Genomic DNA, 17,001 nt, shown 5'->3' on the forward strand with positions numbered 1-17,001 from the left:
CGCGTCCGACAGGTAGGCCAGCGCGCGTCACGGAAAGGCGGTTCTCGGCGGCGCGGATGTTCGATGAGATCGAAGGCGGTCCGCCGCGCATACTGACCGGCGTCGTGACGAGACATGCGGACGACGCGCCGGTCATCCGATTTTGCAAGCCGGTTCCAGGTTCGCAGTGGCTCGACATTCCAGAGACCGCGGTACTCGATTATCGGCACCTCGGACATGTTCCGCATGAGGGTGTTTCCCTCCCCTTGGTCGAACTCCATCTGCGGCCTCCCGAGAGTCCGATCGAAATCGCATTCCTGCAGGCTGCGGAAGGCTCGCTCGCCCGGGTTCTCGTTCCGGACGTTCCGCAACCGAGCCCGTCGGGAACGTACTCCAACAGCAAGGGGCCGTGCATTCCGCTCGGTAACGGCCAGTGGTGGTGTCCCTCCTGAGTGCTTCCGTCTTTCGCGTGACGCTCTCGGCAAAATCGGAAGCGGAGAGCGACGCGAGCGAGTCGTTCGACGCGATTGTTCGAGTGGGTCGTACCCGTGCCGACGCGGTCCCCCGATCGAGAGGACGAAATCCTATGATTTTCCGATGAGCGCTGCCGTGATCGTCGGCGCCTCGGGCGGGATCGGCCGTGCCCTCGTCGCGGCGATCGCCGCGGGGGACCTGCACGATTCCGTGTTCGCCCTGTCTCGCTCGTCCGTCTCTCAGCTTCGATCCGTACGCTCGCTTCCCGTAGAGGTGAGGGACGAGGCCTCCATAGCGGAGGCGGCTCGGACGGTGGGAGCTTCCGGACCGGTCGGATTGCTCATCGTCGCCAGCGGCATACTCCACGGGCCCGACATCTCACCGGAGAAGGCTGTCCGTAGCCTGGATCCGGCTGCGATGGCGGCAGTTTTCGCGGTCAACACCATCGGCCCGGCGCTTGTCGCCAAGCACTTCCTTCCGTTGATGCCCCGGCGCGAGCGTTGCGTGTTTGCTGCCCTTTCGGCACGCGTCGGGTCGATCGGCGACAATCGCCTCGGCGGGTGGTACGCCTACCGAGCCTCGAAGGCGGCGCTCAACCAAGTCCTCCGTACGCTCTCCGTCGAGGCGGCGCGAACGCATCCGGAGCTGATCGTGGTCGGGCTGCATCCCGGAACCGTGCAAACGGCGTTGTCGCGCCCTTTCCGTCCTCAGGCTGAAGTGCCCGGCGTGTTCACACCCGAGGAGAGCGCCGCCCACCTGCTGCGTGTCGTGGACGGGCTGACGATCGGGGACACCGGGCGAACGTTCGCGTGGGACGGCCAGCCGATTCCAAACTGACGCCCGGACCGTCCGCTCGGCTCAGGTGATGGCAGGGCACGAACCAACGAAGGTCCGACCCCCAGAAGCGTCCGACGCCCCGAGCCGCATCGAAATCTCCCGCGCGGCTTCCGACACGAGGCCGCCGATCTCGCGGATCTTCGGATCGGGCATTCTCGACGTCGGCCCGGAAACCGAAATGCCGGCCAACGGCTCGCCATGGACGTTGAGAATGGAGGCGGCCACGCAACGCATGCCGGCGGTCCTCTCCTCATCGTCCAGGGCGTAACCACACTGACGGGTTCGAGCGACCGCATCCCGCAGCGCCCCGGCATTCGAGAGGGTCTTGTCGGTGAAGACCGTGAAGCTCGCGGATGCGATGAACGCTTCGATCGCGGCATCGTCGTGGGAACTCAGGAGCGCCTTCCCGATCCCGGAGGCGTGGAGCGGGGATTTCGTGCCGGGCGGGAAGAATGCCCGGATCGTCTCGTGAGTTTCGACCTGACTGATGAACAGAACCTCCCCATCGCGTTCTATTCCCAGGTTCGACGTTTCGCCTGTTCGACTCATCAGGTCGCGCATGACGGAGCGGCTACGCTCGACGATGTTGGTGTTTCGCATGAACGAAGAGCCGAGCCGGAACGTTTCCGGGCCGACGAACCATGTCTGACGCCGGGGGTCGATTTCGACGTAGCGCCGCTCGTCGAGGGTCGACAACACCCGATGCATCGTCGCCGTCGATTGTCCGAGATGTCCTGCGAGCTCCGTCAACGTCAGACCGTCGTGGGCCGCTAGGGCTTCGAGTACGTCCAGTGCGCGACTCAGAGCCTGGATGCCGGTGGGTTGACGCACCGCTGCGGTCTTGGGCCGGCCACGCCGGCGGATCTGCTTCTGCATCTCGATCGAGTCGTCCGCATCCGAGGGCAAAATCATGGATGTAAATCCCGTTCCGCACAATGAAAAAATCTAACCTTCTGTTTGGTATACGTTAAATGTCGTCCTGCAAAAATTTGAAAATCGATTTCAAAAAAATTTACGCTCTGGTTCGAGCGTGCTAACCGTTCTCGGGAAGGGATGCGAATGCGTGCGGACCGCGAGCCCTACCCGTTGCCGCGATTGATCGGCTACTCGAAGGCGCAGCGCGCGCCGGCCGGGTACGAGCGCGGCGATCGGCGTTCGTGGTCTCGGGCCTCGTTCCGGCGGTGACGGAGGAGGCCGATGGCTCGTCGACGCCGGGATCGTGGTCCTCTCATCGACGCAGCCCTCGGGGAGGCCCGATCGCACGGGAAACGTCGTCGCGTAAGATGGCAGGGGCACGCGCCGCTACCGGCGATCGAAGAGGGGGGACGCTTGCGGAACTCCGCTCCAGTCGTCGTCGCCGTGATCCACGCGGTGGCGATGAGCAGCCGTTCACGTATTGATCCCGTGCCAAACGGCTGTCGGTTCTTTGAATGGAGGAAGATCCATGTACATCCCGAACTTGGACGACATGTCGATCGCGCGTGATCGTATCGCGCCTTACATTCATCGAACTCCTATTTTGACCTCGCGTATCCTTGACGAGATTGCCGGCGCCGAATTGTTCTTCAAATGCGAGAATTTCCAGAAGGCTGGCGCGTTCAAGGCCCGAGGCGCTTCCAACGCCGTGTTCGGGCTCTCCGTCGCTGAGGCCGAAAGGGGCGTGGCGACCCACTCCAGTGGCAATCACGGCAGCTGCCTTTCGTACGCTGCCAGCCGGAGGGGAGTGCCCTGCACCGTGGTGATGCCACGGACGGCGCCGCAGGCGAAGAAGGACGCCGTCAGGGGCTACGGGGCGCGGGTGGTCGAGTGCGAGCCCTCCACCACGAGCCGGGAGACCGTCTTCGCCGAGGTGGTGGCCGAGACCGGGGCCGAGTTCGTGCATCCCTACAACGATCATCGGGTGATCGCCGGCCAGGCGACCTGCTCGGCCGAGATGATCGAGCAGGTCGAGGGGCTCTCCGCCGTCGTCGCGCCCATCGGCGGCGGTGGCATGATCTCCGGCACCTGCCTGACGCTATCGAACCTGGCGCCCGACATCGAGATCTTCGCGGCCGAGCCGGAGCAGGCCGACGACGCCTACAGAAGCTTCAAGGCCGGGCGCATCATCGCCGACGATGCGCCGAGCACCGTCGCGGACGGCCTCAAGGTGCCGCTGAAGGATCTGACGTGGCACTTCGTCCGCAAACACGTCACCGACATCCAGACCGCCTCCGAGCAGGAGATCGTCTCGGCGATGCGGCTGATCTGGAAGAACCTCAAGATCGTGATGGAGCCGTCGAGCGCCGTGGCGCTGGCCACGATCCTGAAACACCCGGACGTGTTCGCCGGCAGGCGCATCGGCGTCATCATCACCGGCGGAAACGTCGATCTCGACAAGCTGCCCTGGAATTGAGGAGGTCGCGATGAACGCGAGTGTCAATCTCGATGATCTCGAAGTCGGCTTCGATGTTCCCGCCCTGCCGGGAATGCGCGTGGACGACATCCAGACCCCGTGCCTGATCCTCGATCTGGACGCCCTGGAGCGCAACATCAGGAAGATGGGCGACTACGCCAGGGCTCACGGCATGCGCCACCGCGCGCACGGCAAGATGCACAAGTCCGTCGACGTGCTGAAGCTCCAGATGGAGCTCGGGGGGGCGGTCGGCGTCTGCTGCCAGAAGATCTCCGAGGCCGAGGTCTTCGCGCGGGCCGGCATCAGGGACATCCTCGTGTCGAACCAGGTCCGCGACCCGGCCAAGATCGATCGCCTCGCGCGGCTTCCCCGATACGGGGCTCGGGTGATCGTCTGCGTCGACGATCCCGCCAACGTCGCGGACCTGTCGGATGCCGCCCGGCGGCACGGTACGACGATCGCGTGCTTCGTCGAGATCGATTGCGGGGCCGGCCGTTGCGGGGTCAGGACGACCGAGGCCGTGATCGAGATCGCGCGGGCTGTCGACGGCGCGCCAGGGCTGAGATTCGCCGGGCTGCAGGCCTATCAGGGCGCGATGCAGCACATCGCCGGGTTCGCGGATCGCAAGGTCAAGCTCGAGGCGGCCATCGCGCAGGTCGGCGAGGCGGTCGACGCCCTGAAGGCGATCGGCCTCACTCCCGAGCTGGTGTCCGGCGGCGGTACCGGATCGTACTATTTCGAGGCCGGCTCAGGGGTCTACAACGAACTCCAGTGCGGATCCTACGCCTTCATGGATGCCGATTACGGGCGCATCCACGACAAGGACGGCAGGCGCATCGATCAGGGCGAGTGGGAGAACGCGCTGTTCATCCTGACATCCGTGATGAGCCACGCCAAGCCGCATCTGGCCATCGTCGATGCCGGTCTCAAGGCCCAGTCGGTCGATAGCGGACTGCCCGTCGTGTTCGGCCGCGACGACGTCACGTACATCAAATGCTCGGACGAGCACGGCGTCGTCGAAGATCTCGGCGGCGTCCTGAAGATCAACGAGAAGCTCCGCCTCGTCCCCGGCCACTGCGATCCGACCTGCAACGTCCACGATTGGTACGTCGGCGTGCGGAACGGAACGGTCGAGACGCTGTGGCCGGTTTCGGCTCGCGGCAAAGCCTACTGATCCGCCGGCCGGAACAGGGTTCCCCGTAGGACGAAAGAGGAAACATCATGATCATCGTTCCGGAGCGGGAGATCGCAGATCTCGTGTCGGCCGCGGATTGCTTTGTCGCGATCGAACGGGTCTTCGCCTCCATGGCGAGCAAGTCGGCCTATAACTTTCCTGTCGTTAGGGAAGCGATTGGCCACGCCGATGCCCTATATGGTTTCAAGTCGGGGTTCGATCGCGAGAGTCTGGCGCTCGGCTTGAAGTCGGGCGGCTTCTGGCCGCGCAACGGCGAGCGAGGCCTGACCAACCACCAGTCGACGGTCTTCCTCTTCGATGCCGACTCCGGCCGGTGTCGGGCAGTCGTCGGCGGCAACCTCCTGACCGCGTTGCGGACCGCCGCGGCATCCGCCATCTCGATCAAGTATCTGGCTCGGTCCGACGCGAAGATTCTCGGCATGATCGGCGCAGGCCATCAATCGACCTTCCAGCTCAAGGCCGCTCTGGACCAGCGCGCGTTCGAGAAGGTGGTCGGATGGAACATCGATCCCGGCGCCTTAGGCCGTCTGGCGGCGGTCGCTGCCGAAAGGGGCATCCCGTTCGAGGCGGTCGACCTCGATCGGCTGGGAGCCGAGGCGGACGTCATCATCACGATCACGTCGTCGTTCGCGCCGATCCTGAAGGCTTCGCAGGTCCGCCCTGGCACGCATCTGGCGTGCATGGGAACGGATACCAGGGGCAAGCAAGAGGTCGAGACCGAGCTCGTCGCGGCCGCGACGGTCTTCACCGACGAGATCGCTCAATCGGTGGAGATCGGTGAGGCACAGCACGCTCGCGCGGCCGGCCTTCTGTCCGCATCGGACATCACCGAGATCGGTTCCGTCATAAACGGGTCACATCCGGGTCGGAGGACCGCCGACGAGGTCACCCTGTTCGACGGGACCGGCGTCGGGTTGCAGGATCTGGCCGTCGCGTCGGTAGCGGTGGAGCTCGCGGTCTCCAAGGGTGTCGCGATCGACGTTAATTTCTGACATCGGGCGAGGAGCTCGCCACGGAACGAACCGGATTCAAGGATTTTCGATGATCGCTATCTCCGAGCGTTGGCTGGAGGTGACGCCGAGCGACTTTCTGCGAAAGACGGTCGCGCGGACGAGCCTCGTGCAGAAGGAATTGATCTGCGGACGGAATGCGCATCTCTTCCTGCTCCGCGTCGTCTTACGCGAACGGTTCGATTTGAAATCCGGTGGAGGCGGCGAGAGAGATCCGCTGTTCGTTCACGACTATCGGTTCGGGCATTCCAGGATCTTGTGCGAGGCGGATGAGGTCGTCATCGAGCGAGCCGATGGCGTCCGCTATCTGGTCGATCGGGCGAAATCGCCTTGGACGGCGCTGACGATGTGAGTCGAGCGACGTTCGGTGGACGTTCGCGTGTCGGAAGCGACGATTTCGCCGCCGATCAGAGGCTGCGCGAGGCCGGCCTTGTGGTGCGCTCCGCCCTTGAGACGATGCTCGTCGAAGTCGGGGCGCGTCACCCACTCCGCGCATCCTGCCGGAGCTGTCACCGAAAAAAGTGAGACGGGCAGCCGTCGAGGCGCAAGTGCGCTCTCGCCCAGGCGAGGACCGTACCGCCGCTTCCCAGCTTCACATTGATGCAATCCCGCACCCCCGGCGCCGGCTGAACCTTCGGGAACTCGCCCAGAATACGAATGACTCGGGCCGCCTCGGATCGTCAGGAACGACGTCCAAGCCGCGAACGTGACGGCCGGCGCCACAATCGAGGCGGTTCGTACGACCCTGGCAGCACGATCAAACACGAAAAATCGAAACCAGCGCTAATAGGGCCGTCACGAATATGGCGAGGTAGAACATAAGGCGTATGGATCGTTCGGGAACGCCCATCCGACCTGTTCGTGATCGGTTGTGGCCCGGTCGAGAGCCAAAGTTCATCCTGTAGTTTCTGTCGTTCATCGGAAAAACTCGCAATCTCGGCTTCCCATTCGAGGGAGTTCTACTTTGCGTCGAGCATGCCGGCCGAGCCAATTGCTCCGGGTGCTCACGAAAGCCGGCAGAGCTTGGCGCGGCGATCCTCCTTGTCGTGGAAATCGCTCGCGGCCGCTGGCCAACGCTCCTCGACGAGGATCGAAAAAATCGCGACCGCGTCGTGAGCCGTTCGGATGGCTTCCCGGACGGATCTGCTCCGAAGCCGACGGGCGACACAGGCCATGGCGCGCAGTAGCGTGGATGGCTCGTCGGTGGGTGCGAGCACGAGTGTCACGATCTGGACGAACTCACCGTCCGCCGCGCCGAACGCGATAGGCTCTTTGAGGCGTGCCAGGAACGCCGCCGGTCTTCGCGGGACGTCCACGCCGACGTGCAGCATCGCGACGCCACGCGCTGGCCCGAACGTCGGCTGCCCTGGCTGATGTGCCAGCGTGGTCAAGATGGTTTTGGCTTCCAAGCCGAGATCGCAAGCTGCCGCGCCGACCAAGGCACGCGTGACTTGATGCCGTGCGTTGCCGGGAAGCCTCGAAAGAATCCGCTCTGGCGATATGAGGCGCGTCAGCGACAGCTCGCGCTTCGGCATCTGGATCATGGATCAACTCACGCGTGGTCAAGCCGAGACAGCAGCCCGTTCGACGCGTCGCGCGTCGCCGGGCTTACATGCCTGCTTTGGTTTGTCCCGCGTGGTAGAGCCGATACTTTTTCATGATGAGAGATGCGTAGGATAAATTCCGTCCGCTTTCAACTCGATCCGTCTTTTCATAATACCTTCTTTCCAGTTTCGTATCCGCACTAAGGACCTCAGCCGTTCGATCGGTGTTCTTGAGGGCTGCTCGGCGCGACGGGGATGGTGTTCGATTTTCGTGGATCACGTCAGGGAATGATCTGTCTCAGCCGTGTGAGCGGTCGCTTGACGTGATTGGCGCGTTATCTGCTTGAGAAGTGATGGAGCCCCCGCACCCGGTCCCGACGCGGTAAGTCAGGTCGCCGCGCCGGGACGTCCCAGGATTGTGAGCAACGCGGGCCTATCCGGCGTGCGAGCGACCCTCAGCGCGCCGAAGTCCAGGGGGCGAAGCGCATCACCGATCGGTTGGCTGAGTACGACAGCCGTGAGTGGTCTGCAGGCTGCCTCGAGACGAGCGGCTCTGACCAGGCTGGAGAAGGCGCGCGCTGTCCTTACCGACAGGAACAGAGCCGCAGCGAGTTCGCCCGTCATGATGGCCCTGGTCGCCGCCTCTGGTAGGACGCGAGCTTGGCGGGCCTCGTAGACGATCTCGCGTCTTACCTCGAAACCCAACGGCGCGAGCAGGGAGCCGAGGTCGCGTGAAATTACCTCGCCGCTCAGGTAAGCCAGCGGACCGTCGCGTGGAGCGAGCGCGACGCTGACAGTGTGGGCTAGGCCCAGAGCTGTCCCGTTTGACCAGTGAACCGACGTGAAGCCGGCGTCGAGGAGCGGTTCCGCCGTGGCGCGGCCAACGCAATGTACGGGGACCGAACGATTGGAGAGGGGCGACCGAGCCAACTCCCGCGCTGCGTTTCGTGACGTGAGGAGGATGGCTTGCGCACCCCCGAGAACCTCGTGGCGCCAGCGGCGGGGGTGGATCTCCAGCAGTGGCGCGAGAACCGAGCGCCATCCCCGTTCTGAGACTTCCTCGGTCAGCGGCGCCGCCTGTTCGAGTGGGCGGGTCAGAAGCACACCCGTCGGGGCAGCCGATCCGCCGGATCGAACTTTCATCGCCGCCCCCGGAACTTTGTATATCCGGGCCGCGCGGGAGGCGGGGCGCGGATTAGCTTTTCCCATGGCTGTCCAGGAGGCGCGAAGCAGTCAAAGCCACCATGCCGACCAATACGATCAACAGCGTCGAGGCGGCGTTGATCTCGGGATTTACGCCTAGGCGGATCTGACTGTAGATCCGCATCGGCAGGGTCGTCGCGCCAGGGCCCGAGACGAAGCTCGCGATCACGAGGTCGTCGAGCGAGAGTGTGAAGGCGAGAAGGAAACCCGCGATAATTGCCGGCGCGAGCAAAGGCAGGGTCACGGTGAGGAAGACCCGCGCCGGTCCCGCTCCGAGATCGGCGGCCGCCTCCTCGAGCGTTCCATCCAAGACCTTCAGGCGGGCGCCGACGACCACGGCGACGAAACCGATGCCGAAGGTGGTATGCGCGATGACGATCGTCACGATGCCCCTATCCAATCCGATGCCCACGAAGAGAAGCAGCAGGGACAGGCCGGTGATTACCTCCGGCATCACCATCGGCGCGAAGACGAGAGCGGTGAAGAGGGCGCGTCCCCTGAAGCGGCCATGACGTCCGAGGGCGAGCGCCGCCAGGGTCCCCAGGGCGGTGGCGATTACGCCGGCGAGGAAGGCGACCCGAAAGCTCACCCAGGCGGCCTCAAGCAAGGGTCGATCGCTCAGCAGGACACTGTACCAGCGCGCCGAGAAGCCTCCCCAGACCGTGACGAGCGAGGAGGCATTGAAGGAGTACACGACCAGCACGAGGATCGGAGCGTAGAGGAAGGCAAGACCGAGGATGAGAGCGGCGCGGTTCAGGAGCGTCATGGCGAAACCGCCTCTCGCCGACTTTCCGCCTGACGCAGAAGCACCACAGGACCGACCAGGATCAGGACGAGCAGGACGGCCACGGCCGAGGCGAACGGCCAATCGCGATTGGAGAAGAACTCGCTCCACAACGCGCGCCCAAGCATCAGCGTGTCGGATCCGCCGAGGAGGTCCGGGATAACGAACTCACCCATCATCGGGATGAAGCAGAGCAGGGCGCCCGCGAATAGTCCGGGCGCGGATAAGGGAAGCGATACCGTCCAAAAGACCCGTGTGGGTCCCGCCCCGAGGTCGGCGGCGGCCTCGTGGAGCGTGGGATCGAGGCGGCTCATCACCGCGTAGAGGGGCAGCACCATGAAGGGTAGGTAGGCGTAGACCAGGCCGATCAGCACGGCGGTTGGCGTGTTCAGGATCTCGAGGGGCTGCCCGATCAGGCCGAGGCGGATCAGCCCCGCGTTGAGCAGCCCCTCGGGCTTCAGGATCGCGATCCAGGCGTAAACCCGCACGAGGAAGCTCGTCCAAAACGGCACGATCATGAGAGCGACGAGGAGCGACCGCCAGCGCGCGGGCGCGCGTGTCAGCGCGTGGGCGAGCGGGATGCCGAGGCAGACCAGCAGTGTCGTCCCGCCGAACGCGAGGGAGATCGAGCTTAATGCGGCGTTCCAGTAGTATGGGTCGGCCGCCAGCATTTCGTAGTTGGAGAGACCGAGTGCTCCAAGAAAGTCTGGCAGGCCTTGGACCCCGCTTCTCCAGTCGAACGTCGGCCGATAGGGTGGTATCGCCGTCGCGGGTTCGGAAAGGCTGATCTTGAGTGTGATTAGGAAGGGTACGAGGAAGAAGGCTACGAGCCAGAGCAACGCGGGGAGACGCGCTAGGCGAGGGTGAAGCGTGCGCGAGGCTGGTTTTGGAGCGCCCCGGGGGGGCGAGAGGCTGATCATCGACTCTCTTTCGCAGGGGCTTACGGTGCCAGCACGGTCGCGGCGTTCGGCGGGATTCCGATACCGACGACCGTCCCGCTGTCGAAACGTGGATCGAGCGTGACCGGCGTGCTGACGCGCAGGAGCGAGCCATCCGACATCCAAACCTGCCGCTGGATGCGATCACCCAGGAAGGTCGCTTCCAGGATCTTTCCCTCCGACTCGCCGGGTCCGCCGGACGGCGGACGGAGCGCGATCCGCTCCGGTCGGATCGCCACGACGACCCGGTCGCCTGGCGACAGCGGTGCGTCCGGGAGCGTCGCGTGGATCGGGCCGAAGCTCGCCTCGACCGTGACATGACCGTTACCAGTGGGCGTGCCCAGACGACCCTCGATAAGATTGACGTCGCCCAGGAGCCCGGCGACGAAGGGGCTCGCCGGCCTCTCGTAGAGCTCCGCCGCGGAGCCCGTCTGCACCAGGCGGCCTCTATCCATCACACCAACGCGATTCGACAGCCGCAACGCCTCGTCGGGATCATGGGTAACGACGATGAAGGTGGTGGATAGCCGCCGCTGCAGGCTGCGCAGCTCTTCCTGTGTCTCCTCCCGCAAGGCTCGGTCGAGGGCTCCGAGTGGTTCGTCTAGGAGAAGGACCCGCGGCTCGCGCGCCAGGGCTCGCGCGAGCGCCACGCGCTGCTTCTGCCCACCGGAGAGTTGGTGGGGGCGGCGCTCGGCATGCCCCTGCAGGCGCACCAGGCTCAGCAACGACGCGACACGCCTGGAGATCTCGGCGCGACCAAAGCCGAGCCCATGCAGTCCATAAGCGATATTCCGTGCGACGCTCATATGAGGAAATAGCGCGTAGGACTGGAACATCATGTTGACCGGGCGGCGATGCGCCGGCCGGTCGGTGACGTCGACACCGTCGATCAGAATCCGACCCTTGTCAGGCGTCTCGAAACCGGCCAGCATGCGCAGCAGCGTACTCTTGCCGCAGCCCGACGGCCCCAGCAGGCAGAAAAAGGAAGCGGGGTCGAGATCGAGACTAACCCCGTTCACCGCCACATGCTCGCCGAAGGTTTTGCTGACGTCGGCGATCCGAACTTGAGGGAATGACCCGTTCGTATTCGCCGGCCGGGTCCAATCCTCGCTGCCAGCAGCCATGGGACGGTTGGATTTCGCGATGATCCAGCCTAGACGCTCGCGCGCCCGCTCGGCGCCGCCATTCGCCGCAACCATGGCCGGCGTGTTTCCCGACATCCGCATATCCCTCGTCAACTCTCACGCTCTCCCGGTGTCGAGCGATCGCCGCGATTCACGCCGAACCGTCACGTCTGATCCTGACCCGAGCGCCTAGGCCTGTTGCTCGCGCGGTGGGAACGAGGCGGCGTCCGTTTCTGGTAGACGCACGGTGGCGGTGGCCTGGGCGGCGAGACCCTCGGCGCGACCGACGAAGCCGAGCTTCTCCGTGGTCGTCGCCTTGATCGAGACGCTGGTGAGCGGCACGCCCGCGATCTCGGCGATGCGCGCCCGGATCGCCTCCCGGTGCTGGCCGATGCGCGGCGCCTCGGCCAGCACCGTGATGTCGAGGTGGTCGATGCGCCCGCCCCGCGCCCGCACCAGCGAGACCGCGTGGGCCAGGAACTGGTCGGAGGCGGCCCCGCGCCAGCGCTCGTCGGAGGGCGGGAAATGGGTGCCGATATCGCCGTCCGCGATGGCGCCGAGCAGCGCGTCGGTGAGCGCGTGCAGGGCTACGTCGCCGTCCGAGTGCGCGATCACGCCGCGGTCGGCCGGGATCCTCACGCCGCCCAACCAGATGAAGTTGCCCACCGCATAGGCGTGGACGTCGAAGCCGGTGCCGACGCGCGTAACGTACTGAGCCAAGATGTCACTCTCATCGATGCGGAGACGACTTTCCGTCGACGCCGATTTCGCGGGGTGGCGGGGTCGCGTGTGCCATGTGAATCGTTCCAAGGAGGCATCAAACCACTGACGCCCCTCGTGGGAAGGTTCGCGTCAGGTTCTCGGAAGATGTGCCGTTGCGGTATTGCCAGCGGCCCGCCAATCGCCAGCGACCGACAATCTCTCAGCCTCTGTGAGAAGGCGGAATTCGCCTTTTCGAATATCGCCGAGTGGAAGGCCGCCCACCGCGACGCGCACGAGCCGAAGCACGTTCGCTCCTTGTTGAGCCATCAGACGTCGGATCTGTCTGTTCTTGCCCTCGCTCAAAACGACTTCGAGCCATGCGTTGCGTTCGCCGGACCGCAGTAGCCTCGCCGATTTCGCGACCAATTCCTCGCCCTCGTCGATCACCCCATCCTGAAGCCGCGCGAGCATCCCTTCGTCGGGTAGGCGGTCGATGCGCACATGGTAGACCTTGTCAATATTCGAGGTTGGGTCGAGCAGATGTTGAGACCAGCGCGTATCGTTCGTCAGCAGCAGCAGCCCCTCGCTCGCCCTATCCAACCTCCCAACAGGCCCCAGGAACGGCAAGCCATGTCCGGCGAGGCAGTCGTAGACCGTCCCGCGGTTCAAGGGGTCGTCACAGGTGGTGAGCAAGCCGCGCGGCTTGTTCAACATGAGGTAGACCTTTGCCTCCGGCTTGACCGGTCGGCCGTCGACACGGATCGCGGAACGCTGGGGATCCACGCGTCGGTCAGCGTCTCGAACGACATGTCCGTCGACTTGCACGCGTCCAGCCTGGATCATCCCCTCCGCCGCGCCGCGCGAGCAGAAGCCGAATTTCGAAAGCACGCGAGACAGGGAAACGGGGGGAGGGCCCGAGCGAGTTTGGAGTTTTCCCCTCATCCGGTTCCGGAAGCTGGGTATCGAGACCGACATGGCTTGCCGCTCAGCTGGTGAAGAATTGTTGCGTTCCGTGCGCCTCGATCGCGTTCGCGAGCCTGGCGAGCGCGTGGACGTAGGCGGCACTACGGAGCGTCAGCCCACGCTCTTTGGAGAGATGCCAGATGGCATCGCCCTCGCGTTCCATTGTCGCCCGCAGGCGGGCGTGCACGTCATCGACAGGCCAGTAGTAGCCCTGTCTGTTCTGCACCCACTCGAAATACGAGACGGTCACACCGCCGGCGTTCGCCAGAATGTCGGGAAGTACGGTAACGCCACGACGACTGAGAATGGCGTCCGCCTCAGGGGTCAGCGGGCCGTTCGCGAGCTCGAGGACCACGCGCGCTCTGATTTCGGAGGCATTGCCCTCGTGTATCATGTCCTCCAAGGCCGCAGGCACGAAAAGATCGCACTCCGTCGCGACGATCTCGTCGGGGAGCAAGGAATGGATACCGTCGGGACCCGCGATGCTCGCGAGATCGCCAGACTGCTTCGCCCGCATGGCGCGGTGAAGATCGATGCCGGAAGAACAGTATATGGCGCTGCGGGAATCTGAGATTGCGACGATCCTATGTCCGTCCTCGGCGAGGAGACGCGCGATGTGCTGACCGGCGTTCCCGAAGCCCTGAACCGCGACGCGCGCGGAGGCGGGTAGTCCGAGTCGACTCGTGAGATGCCGCGTCAGGTAATAGCCACCTCGCGCCGTGGCATCCTCACGTCCGAGCGAGCCGCCGAGCGCCATGGGTTTGCCGGTAATTACGGCTGGGGCGGGCTCGCCGACGATCGAGGCGTATTCATCGGCCATCCACCCCATGATCATGGAATTCGTGTAGACGTCGGGCGCCGGGATGTCGCGATCCGGACCGATGACTTTTGCGAACGCCTGAATGTAGGCCCGCGACAGACGCTCCAGCTCCGACTTCGAGAGCGTCCGGGGATCGACGCGCACGGCTCCCTTTCCGCCGCCATAGGGCAGATCCATGACCGCGCACTTGAACGTCATCCAGAACGCGAGCGTTTCCACCTCCTCGGCGGTTGCATCCGGATGGAAACGAATGCCGCCCTTCGTCGGACCCCGGGTGTCGTCATAGCGACAACGCCACGCCATGAACGACTTGCGCGATCCGTCATCCATGCGGATCATCAGGCGAACCTTGGTCGTTTCGCGAGGGTATTTCAGCTTTTCCAAAACATCGGCGTCGAGATCGAGATGTTTTGCCGCTTCGTCCAGGCGAACGAGCGCCTGCTCGAACATCTTCTTATCCTGCAATATCGGGGTACTCCTGTGTTTCGCAGGCTCGGCGGGTGCGACGGCGGTGTGGCTTAGACCGGCTTTCGCGAGTTGCCCGTGATGTTCGCGAAGGCCCAGTCGAGCCAAGGGAACAGCGCCTCGAGGTCGGCGGTCTCGACGGTGGCGCCGCACCAGAGACGCAGGCCCGCGGGCGCATCGCGGTAGGCGCCGATATCGAGGGCGACGCCCTCGCGCTCGAGGGTCTCGACGATGCCGGAGGCCACGGCCGCCACCGCCGCGTCGCCCTTCGCCAGCACGTCCGGATCGGCGATCACGAGGCAGACGCCCGTGTTCGAGTAGGTCGCGGGATCGACCGCGAGGTGGCCGATCCAGGGCGTGCGCGCCACCCAGGCATGGACCGCGGCGGCGTTGGCGTCGGCCCGGGCGTGGAGCGCGTCGAGGCCGCCGATCGACTCGGCCCAGCGGAGCGTATCGATGTAGTCCTCGACCGCGAGCATTGAGGGCGTGTTGATGGTATCGCCCCGGAAGATGCCCTCGATGAGCTTGCCGCCCTTGGTGAGGCGGAACACCTTCGGCACCGGCCAGGCGGGCGTGTGGCTCTCGAGCCGCGCGACGGCGCGGGGCGAGAGGACGAGCATGCCGTGCGCGGCCTCGCCGCCCATCACCTTCTGCCAGGAGAAGGTGAGCACGTCGATCTTGTCCCAGGCGAGCGGCTGCGCGAAGGCCGCCGAGGTCGCGTCGCAGATCGTGATCCCCTCGCGGTCGGCCGCGATCCAGTCGCCGTTCGGAACCTTCACGCCCGCGGCGGTGCCGTTCCACGTGAAGACGACGTCGTTGTGCTTCGTGTCGATCGCCGAGAGGTCGGGCAGCGTGCCGTAGGGCGCCTTGTGGACCCGCGGCTCGATCTTCAGCTCGGAGAGCGCGTCGGTGACCCATTCGAGACCGAACGCCTCCCAGGCCGCGACCTCGACGGTGCGCTCGCCCAGCATGGTCCACATCGCCATCTCGACGGCGCCGGTGTCGGAGGCGGGCACGATGCCGATACGGTAATCGGCCGGCACGCGCAGCACCGTGCGGGTCAGATCGATCGCCTGCTTGAGCTTGGCCTTGCCGAGGCTCGAGCGGTGCGAGCGGCCGAGCGCGGCGTCCGAGAGGGCCTGGAGATTCCAGCCGGGGCGCTTGGCGCAGGGACCGGACGAGAAGTTCGGCACGCGCGGACGGGCGGCGGGACGGTCGGCCGCCGCCAATTCCATGCCGCGGGGAAGATCGCGGATCGGCTCGGTCATCACGTCCTGAGTGGGGCGAATGCGCAAATTCATCGGCTTGCCTCGATGGCGACTCTAGATGCCGCGTCACCGGATCGGATCGCGCCCTCGATACAGGCGGGAAGGCCCGTATCGGTCCAGTCGCCGGCGACGAGGAGGTTTCGGAACTCCGTGCGGGTTCGGGAACGGCGGCGCGCTGCGGCCGGCGTCGCGGCGAACGTCGCCCGCCTCTCGCGAACGACCTGCCAGGGCGGAGGCTCGTTCGGGGAAGTCGCCAGATCGAACCCGACGACCTGCTCTACTTCGGACCAGATGCGATACGCGAGATCTCGGCGGCCCATATGGCTCAGATCCGTCCCGCTGACGGTTACGGAGATCCGGTCCGGATAGACGAAGATCCAGTCGGCCAGCCCGTTCACAACGCCGACGACGCGTGGACCGCCGACCGGACGGTCCACGCGAAAGTGGATGTTCGCGATGCCTCGGTGCTCGACCGGAGCGTCGAGCGCCGGAACCAGATCCGTGGCGGGTTTCGGTGGAACCGCGAGGATGACCTGATCCTTCGGCCCCAAAGGCGTCACGTCGCCGTCGAAAACCAAGCCCGCGACACGGTTCTCCTCATATGCGAGACGATGCAGACGCCTGTTGAACCGGACGACCCCACCGCGCTCGCCGAGATACTTGAGCGCCGGATCGACGAAGGCCTTCGAGAGGCCGCCCTCGGCCACGACCGGTTTGCAGGCGCCTCCTCCGAGACCGAAGGTCTCCCGCAGAACCCGCGCGGCCATGGCCGCGTCGGCCTCCTTGGGATCGATGTTCAGCGCGGCCAGAAGGATCGGTCGCCAGAGGCGCTCGTAGAGCGGTCCTTCACAGCGTAGGACGTCCGATACCTTCGCGTCCCGTCTCGCCGACAGGAGCCGGAGGATCGCGGGATAGTCGACGATGCGGCTGTCTGGGACGCGTCGCCGAGGGACGAGCAGCCACCATGGCAAGCGTCCCTGGTTGATGTGCAGCGTCCAGCGCGTGCCGGCGGCGATGTCGATGAACGGGAACTCCGCGCTCGCGTGCTCGACGACGGCCGACCGGCCGCCGACGAGGTCCAGGTAGGCGAGCGCGGCGCCATTACCCGACAACGCGAGATGATTCCCGTTGTCGACGGTCATACCGAGCTGCGGATCACGGTAGGATCGGCATCGACCACCGGCATGGCCGGAGGCTTCGTGGACGATCACGGGGCGCCCGGCCTCCACGAGGCGCGCGGCCGCGGCGAGGCCGGACAACCCCGCGCCCACGATGTGAACGGCGCCTTGCATCGCGTTCGTTC

Annotated in this window: 16 protein-coding genes and 1 pseudogene; 6 read left to right on the plus strand and 11 right to left on the minus strand. The window is 65.2% G+C overall.

The genetic code is table 11. From position 1 onward, the window contains the following. Positions 1 to 56 precede the first annotated feature (56 nt). A complete protein-coding gene (locus tag DK427_RS25985) occupies positions 57 to 431 on the plus strand; it encodes a hypothetical protein (RefSeq protein ID WP_162559663.1) in 375 nt (124 codons plus the stop codon). Between the two features lie 145 nt (positions 432 to 576). Further along, positions 577 to 1,290, plus strand: coding sequence for an SDR family NAD(P)-dependent oxidoreductase (locus tag DK427_RS04580; RefSeq protein WP_109950240.1), 714 nt, complete (start codon positions 577 to 579; stop codon positions 1,288 to 1,290). A 21-nt stretch (positions 1,291 to 1,311) separates the two neighbouring features. Here DK427_RS04580 and bhcR read toward each other — a convergent pair whose 3' ends face one another. Next, positions 1,312 to 2,166, minus strand: coding sequence for an HTH-type transcriptional regulator BhcR (bhcR, locus tag DK427_RS04585; protein ID WP_109954002.1), 855 nt, complete (start codon positions 2,164 to 2,166; stop codon positions 1,312 to 1,314). 568 nt (positions 2,167 to 2,734) lie between these two features. On the opposite strand from bhcR, the gene bhcB reads away from it, so the two are divergent. Genes bhcB through DK427_RS04605 form a run of 4 tightly spaced genes read left to right on the plus strand, consistent with a single transcriptional unit; the run spans position 2,735 to position 6,239 of the window. Next, positions 2,735 to 3,682, plus strand: coding sequence for a beta-hydroxyaspartate dehydratase BhcB (gene bhcB, locus DK427_RS04590; protein WP_109950241.1), 948 nt, complete (start codon positions 2,735 to 2,737; stop codon positions 3,680 to 3,682). 10 nt (positions 3,683 to 3,692) lie between these two features. Next, positions 3,693 to 4,856, plus strand: a complete 1,164-nt coding sequence (gene bhcC / locus DK427_RS04595) for a 3-hydroxy-D-aspartate aldolase BhcC (RefSeq protein WP_109950242.1) — start codon at positions 3,693 to 3,695, stop codon at positions 4,854 to 4,856. 47 nt (positions 4,857 to 4,903) lie between these two features. After that, positions 4,904 to 5,869, plus strand: coding sequence for an iminosuccinate reductase BhcD (gene bhcD / locus DK427_RS04600; protein ID WP_109950243.1), 966 nt, complete (start codon positions 4,904 to 4,906; stop codon positions 5,867 to 5,869). Positions 5,870 to 5,918: 49 nt separating this feature from the next. Next, positions 5,919 to 6,239: a hypothetical protein gene (locus DK427_RS04605; protein ID WP_109950244.1), complete on the plus strand. Its 321-nt coding sequence runs from the start codon at positions 5,919 to 5,921 to the stop codon at positions 6,237 to 6,239. A gap of 652 nt (positions 6,240 to 6,891) precedes the next feature. Here the strand turns inward: DK427_RS04605 and DK427_RS04610 are convergent. The 10 genes and pseudogenes from DK427_RS04610 to hpnE form a co-directional block, all read right to left on the minus strand. Next, the gene (locus tag DK427_RS04610) at positions 6,892 to 7,431 is read right to left on the minus strand and encodes a PTS sugar transporter subunit IIA (RefSeq protein ID WP_109950245.1); all 540 of its coding nucleotides are present in this window, start codon (positions 7,429 to 7,431) and stop codon (positions 6,892 to 6,894) included. Between the two features lie 387 nt (positions 7,432 to 7,818). Next, positions 7,819 to 8,640 (minus strand): uroporphyrinogen-III synthase, encoded by an 822-nt coding sequence (locus DK427_RS27475; protein WP_109950246.1) that lies wholly within the window; start codon positions 8,638 to 8,640, stop codon positions 7,819 to 7,821. Further along, positions 8,627 to 9,400, minus strand: coding sequence for an ABC transporter permease subunit (locus tag DK427_RS04620; protein WP_109950247.1), 774 nt, complete (start codon positions 9,398 to 9,400; stop codon positions 8,627 to 8,629). Before DK427_RS04620 ends, DK427_RS27475 begins: the two co-directional genes overlap by 14 nt. Continuing rightward, entirely contained in the window at positions 9,397 to 10,338 is a 942-nt protein-coding gene (locus DK427_RS04625; protein ID WP_109950248.1) for an ABC transporter permease, read from the minus strand. The genes DK427_RS04620 and DK427_RS04625 overlap by 4 nt, the downstream gene beginning before the upstream one ends. 20 nt (positions 10,339 to 10,358) lie before the next feature. Continuing rightward, positions 10,359 to 11,480: an ABC transporter ATP-binding protein gene (locus tag DK427_RS04630; protein WP_109954003.1), complete on the minus strand. Its 1,122-nt coding sequence runs from the start codon at positions 11,478 to 11,480 to the stop codon at positions 10,359 to 10,361. A gap of 189 nt (positions 11,481 to 11,669) precedes the next feature. Then, positions 11,670 to 12,200, minus strand: a pseudogene (ispF, locus tag DK427_RS04635) (2-C-methyl-D-erythritol 2,4-cyclodiphosphate synthase); the annotation flags it as partial. A gap of 132 nt (positions 12,201 to 12,332) precedes the next feature. Beyond that, positions 12,333 to 13,124, minus strand: a complete 792-nt coding sequence (locus tag DK427_RS04640; protein ID WP_245930946.1) for a pseudouridine synthase — start codon at positions 13,122 to 13,124, stop codon at positions 12,333 to 12,335. Positions 13,125 to 13,167: 43 nt separating this feature from the next. After that, positions 13,168 to 14,430, minus strand: a complete 1,263-nt coding sequence (locus tag DK427_RS04645; protein WP_109950251.1) for a Glu/Leu/Phe/Val family dehydrogenase — start codon at positions 14,428 to 14,430, stop codon at positions 13,168 to 13,170. A 53-nt stretch (positions 14,431 to 14,483) separates the two neighbouring features. Beyond that, complete coding sequence (locus DK427_RS04650) at positions 14,484 to 15,665, minus strand: phosphoserine transaminase (RefSeq protein ID WP_109954004.1); 1,182 nt, start codon at positions 15,663 to 15,665, stop codon at positions 14,484 to 14,486. A gap of 62 nt (positions 15,666 to 15,727) precedes the next feature. Continuing rightward, positions 15,728 to 16,990, minus strand: coding sequence for a hydroxysqualene dehydroxylase HpnE (gene hpnE, locus DK427_RS04655; protein WP_109950252.1), 1,263 nt, complete (start codon positions 16,988 to 16,990; stop codon positions 15,728 to 15,730). Between the last annotated feature and the right edge of the window lie 11 nt (positions 16,991 to 17,001).

The organism is Methylobacterium radiodurans, from assembly GCF_003173735.1.
In the GTDB taxonomy this organism is placed as follows: domain Bacteria; phylum Pseudomonadota; class Alphaproteobacteria; order Rhizobiales; family Beijerinckiaceae; genus Methylobacterium; species Methylobacterium radiodurans.

Excerpts from the sequence above, each read along its gene's own strand:
- DK427_RS25985 (WP_162559663.1), top strand. The coding sequence starts at position 57 with ATGTTCGATGAGATCGAAGGCGGTCCGCCGCGCATACTGACCGGCGTC.
- DK427_RS04580 (WP_109950240.1), top strand. The coding sequence starts at position 577 with ATGAGCGCTGCCGTGATCGTCGGCGCCTCGGGCGGGATCGGCCGTGCC.
- bhcR (WP_109954002.1), bottom strand. The coding sequence starts at position 2,166 with ATGCAGAAGCAGATCCGCCGGCGTGGCCGGCCCAAGACCGCAGCGGTG.
- bhcB (WP_109950241.1), top strand. The coding sequence starts at position 2,735 with ATGTACATCCCGAACTTGGACGACATGTCGATCGCGCGTGATCGTATC.
- bhcC (WP_109950242.1), top strand. The coding sequence starts at position 3,693 with ATGAACGCGAGTGTCAATCTCGATGATCTCGAAGTCGGCTTCGATGTT.
- bhcD (WP_109950243.1), top strand. The coding sequence starts at position 4,904 with ATGATCATCGTTCCGGAGCGGGAGATCGCAGATCTCGTGTCGGCCGCG.
- DK427_RS04605 (WP_109950244.1), top strand. The coding sequence starts at position 5,919 with ATGATCGCTATCTCCGAGCGTTGGCTGGAGGTGACGCCGAGCGACTTT.
- DK427_RS04610 (WP_109950245.1), bottom strand. The coding sequence starts at position 7,431 with ATGATCCAGATGCCGAAGCGCGAGCTGTCGCTGACGCGCCTCATATCG.
- DK427_RS27475 (WP_109950246.1), bottom strand. The coding sequence starts at position 8,640 with ATGGGAAAAGCTAATCCGCGCCCCGCCTCCCGCGCGGCCCGGATATAC.
- DK427_RS04620 (WP_109950247.1), bottom strand. The coding sequence starts at position 9,400 with ATGACGCTCCTGAACCGCGCCGCTCTCATCCTCGGTCTTGCCTTCCTC.
- DK427_RS04625 (WP_109950248.1), bottom strand. The coding sequence starts at position 10,338 with ATGATCAGCCTCTCGCCCCCCCGGGGCGCTCCAAAACCAGCCTCGCGC.
- DK427_RS04630 (WP_109954003.1), bottom strand. The coding sequence starts at position 11,480 with ATGGCTGCTGGCAGCGAGGATTGGACCCGGCCGGCGAATACGAACGGG.
- DK427_RS04640 (WP_245930946.1), bottom strand. The coding sequence starts at position 13,124 with ATGAGGGGAAAACTCCAAACTCGCTCGGGCCCTCCCCCCGTTTCCCTG.
- DK427_RS04650 (WP_109954004.1), bottom strand. The coding sequence starts at position 15,665 with ATGGAATTGGCGGCGGCCGACCGTCCCGCCGCCCGTCCGCGCGTGCCG.
- hpnE (WP_109950252.1), bottom strand. The coding sequence starts at position 16,990 with ATGCAAGGCGCCGTTCACATCGTGGGCGCGGGGTTGTCCGGCCTCGCC.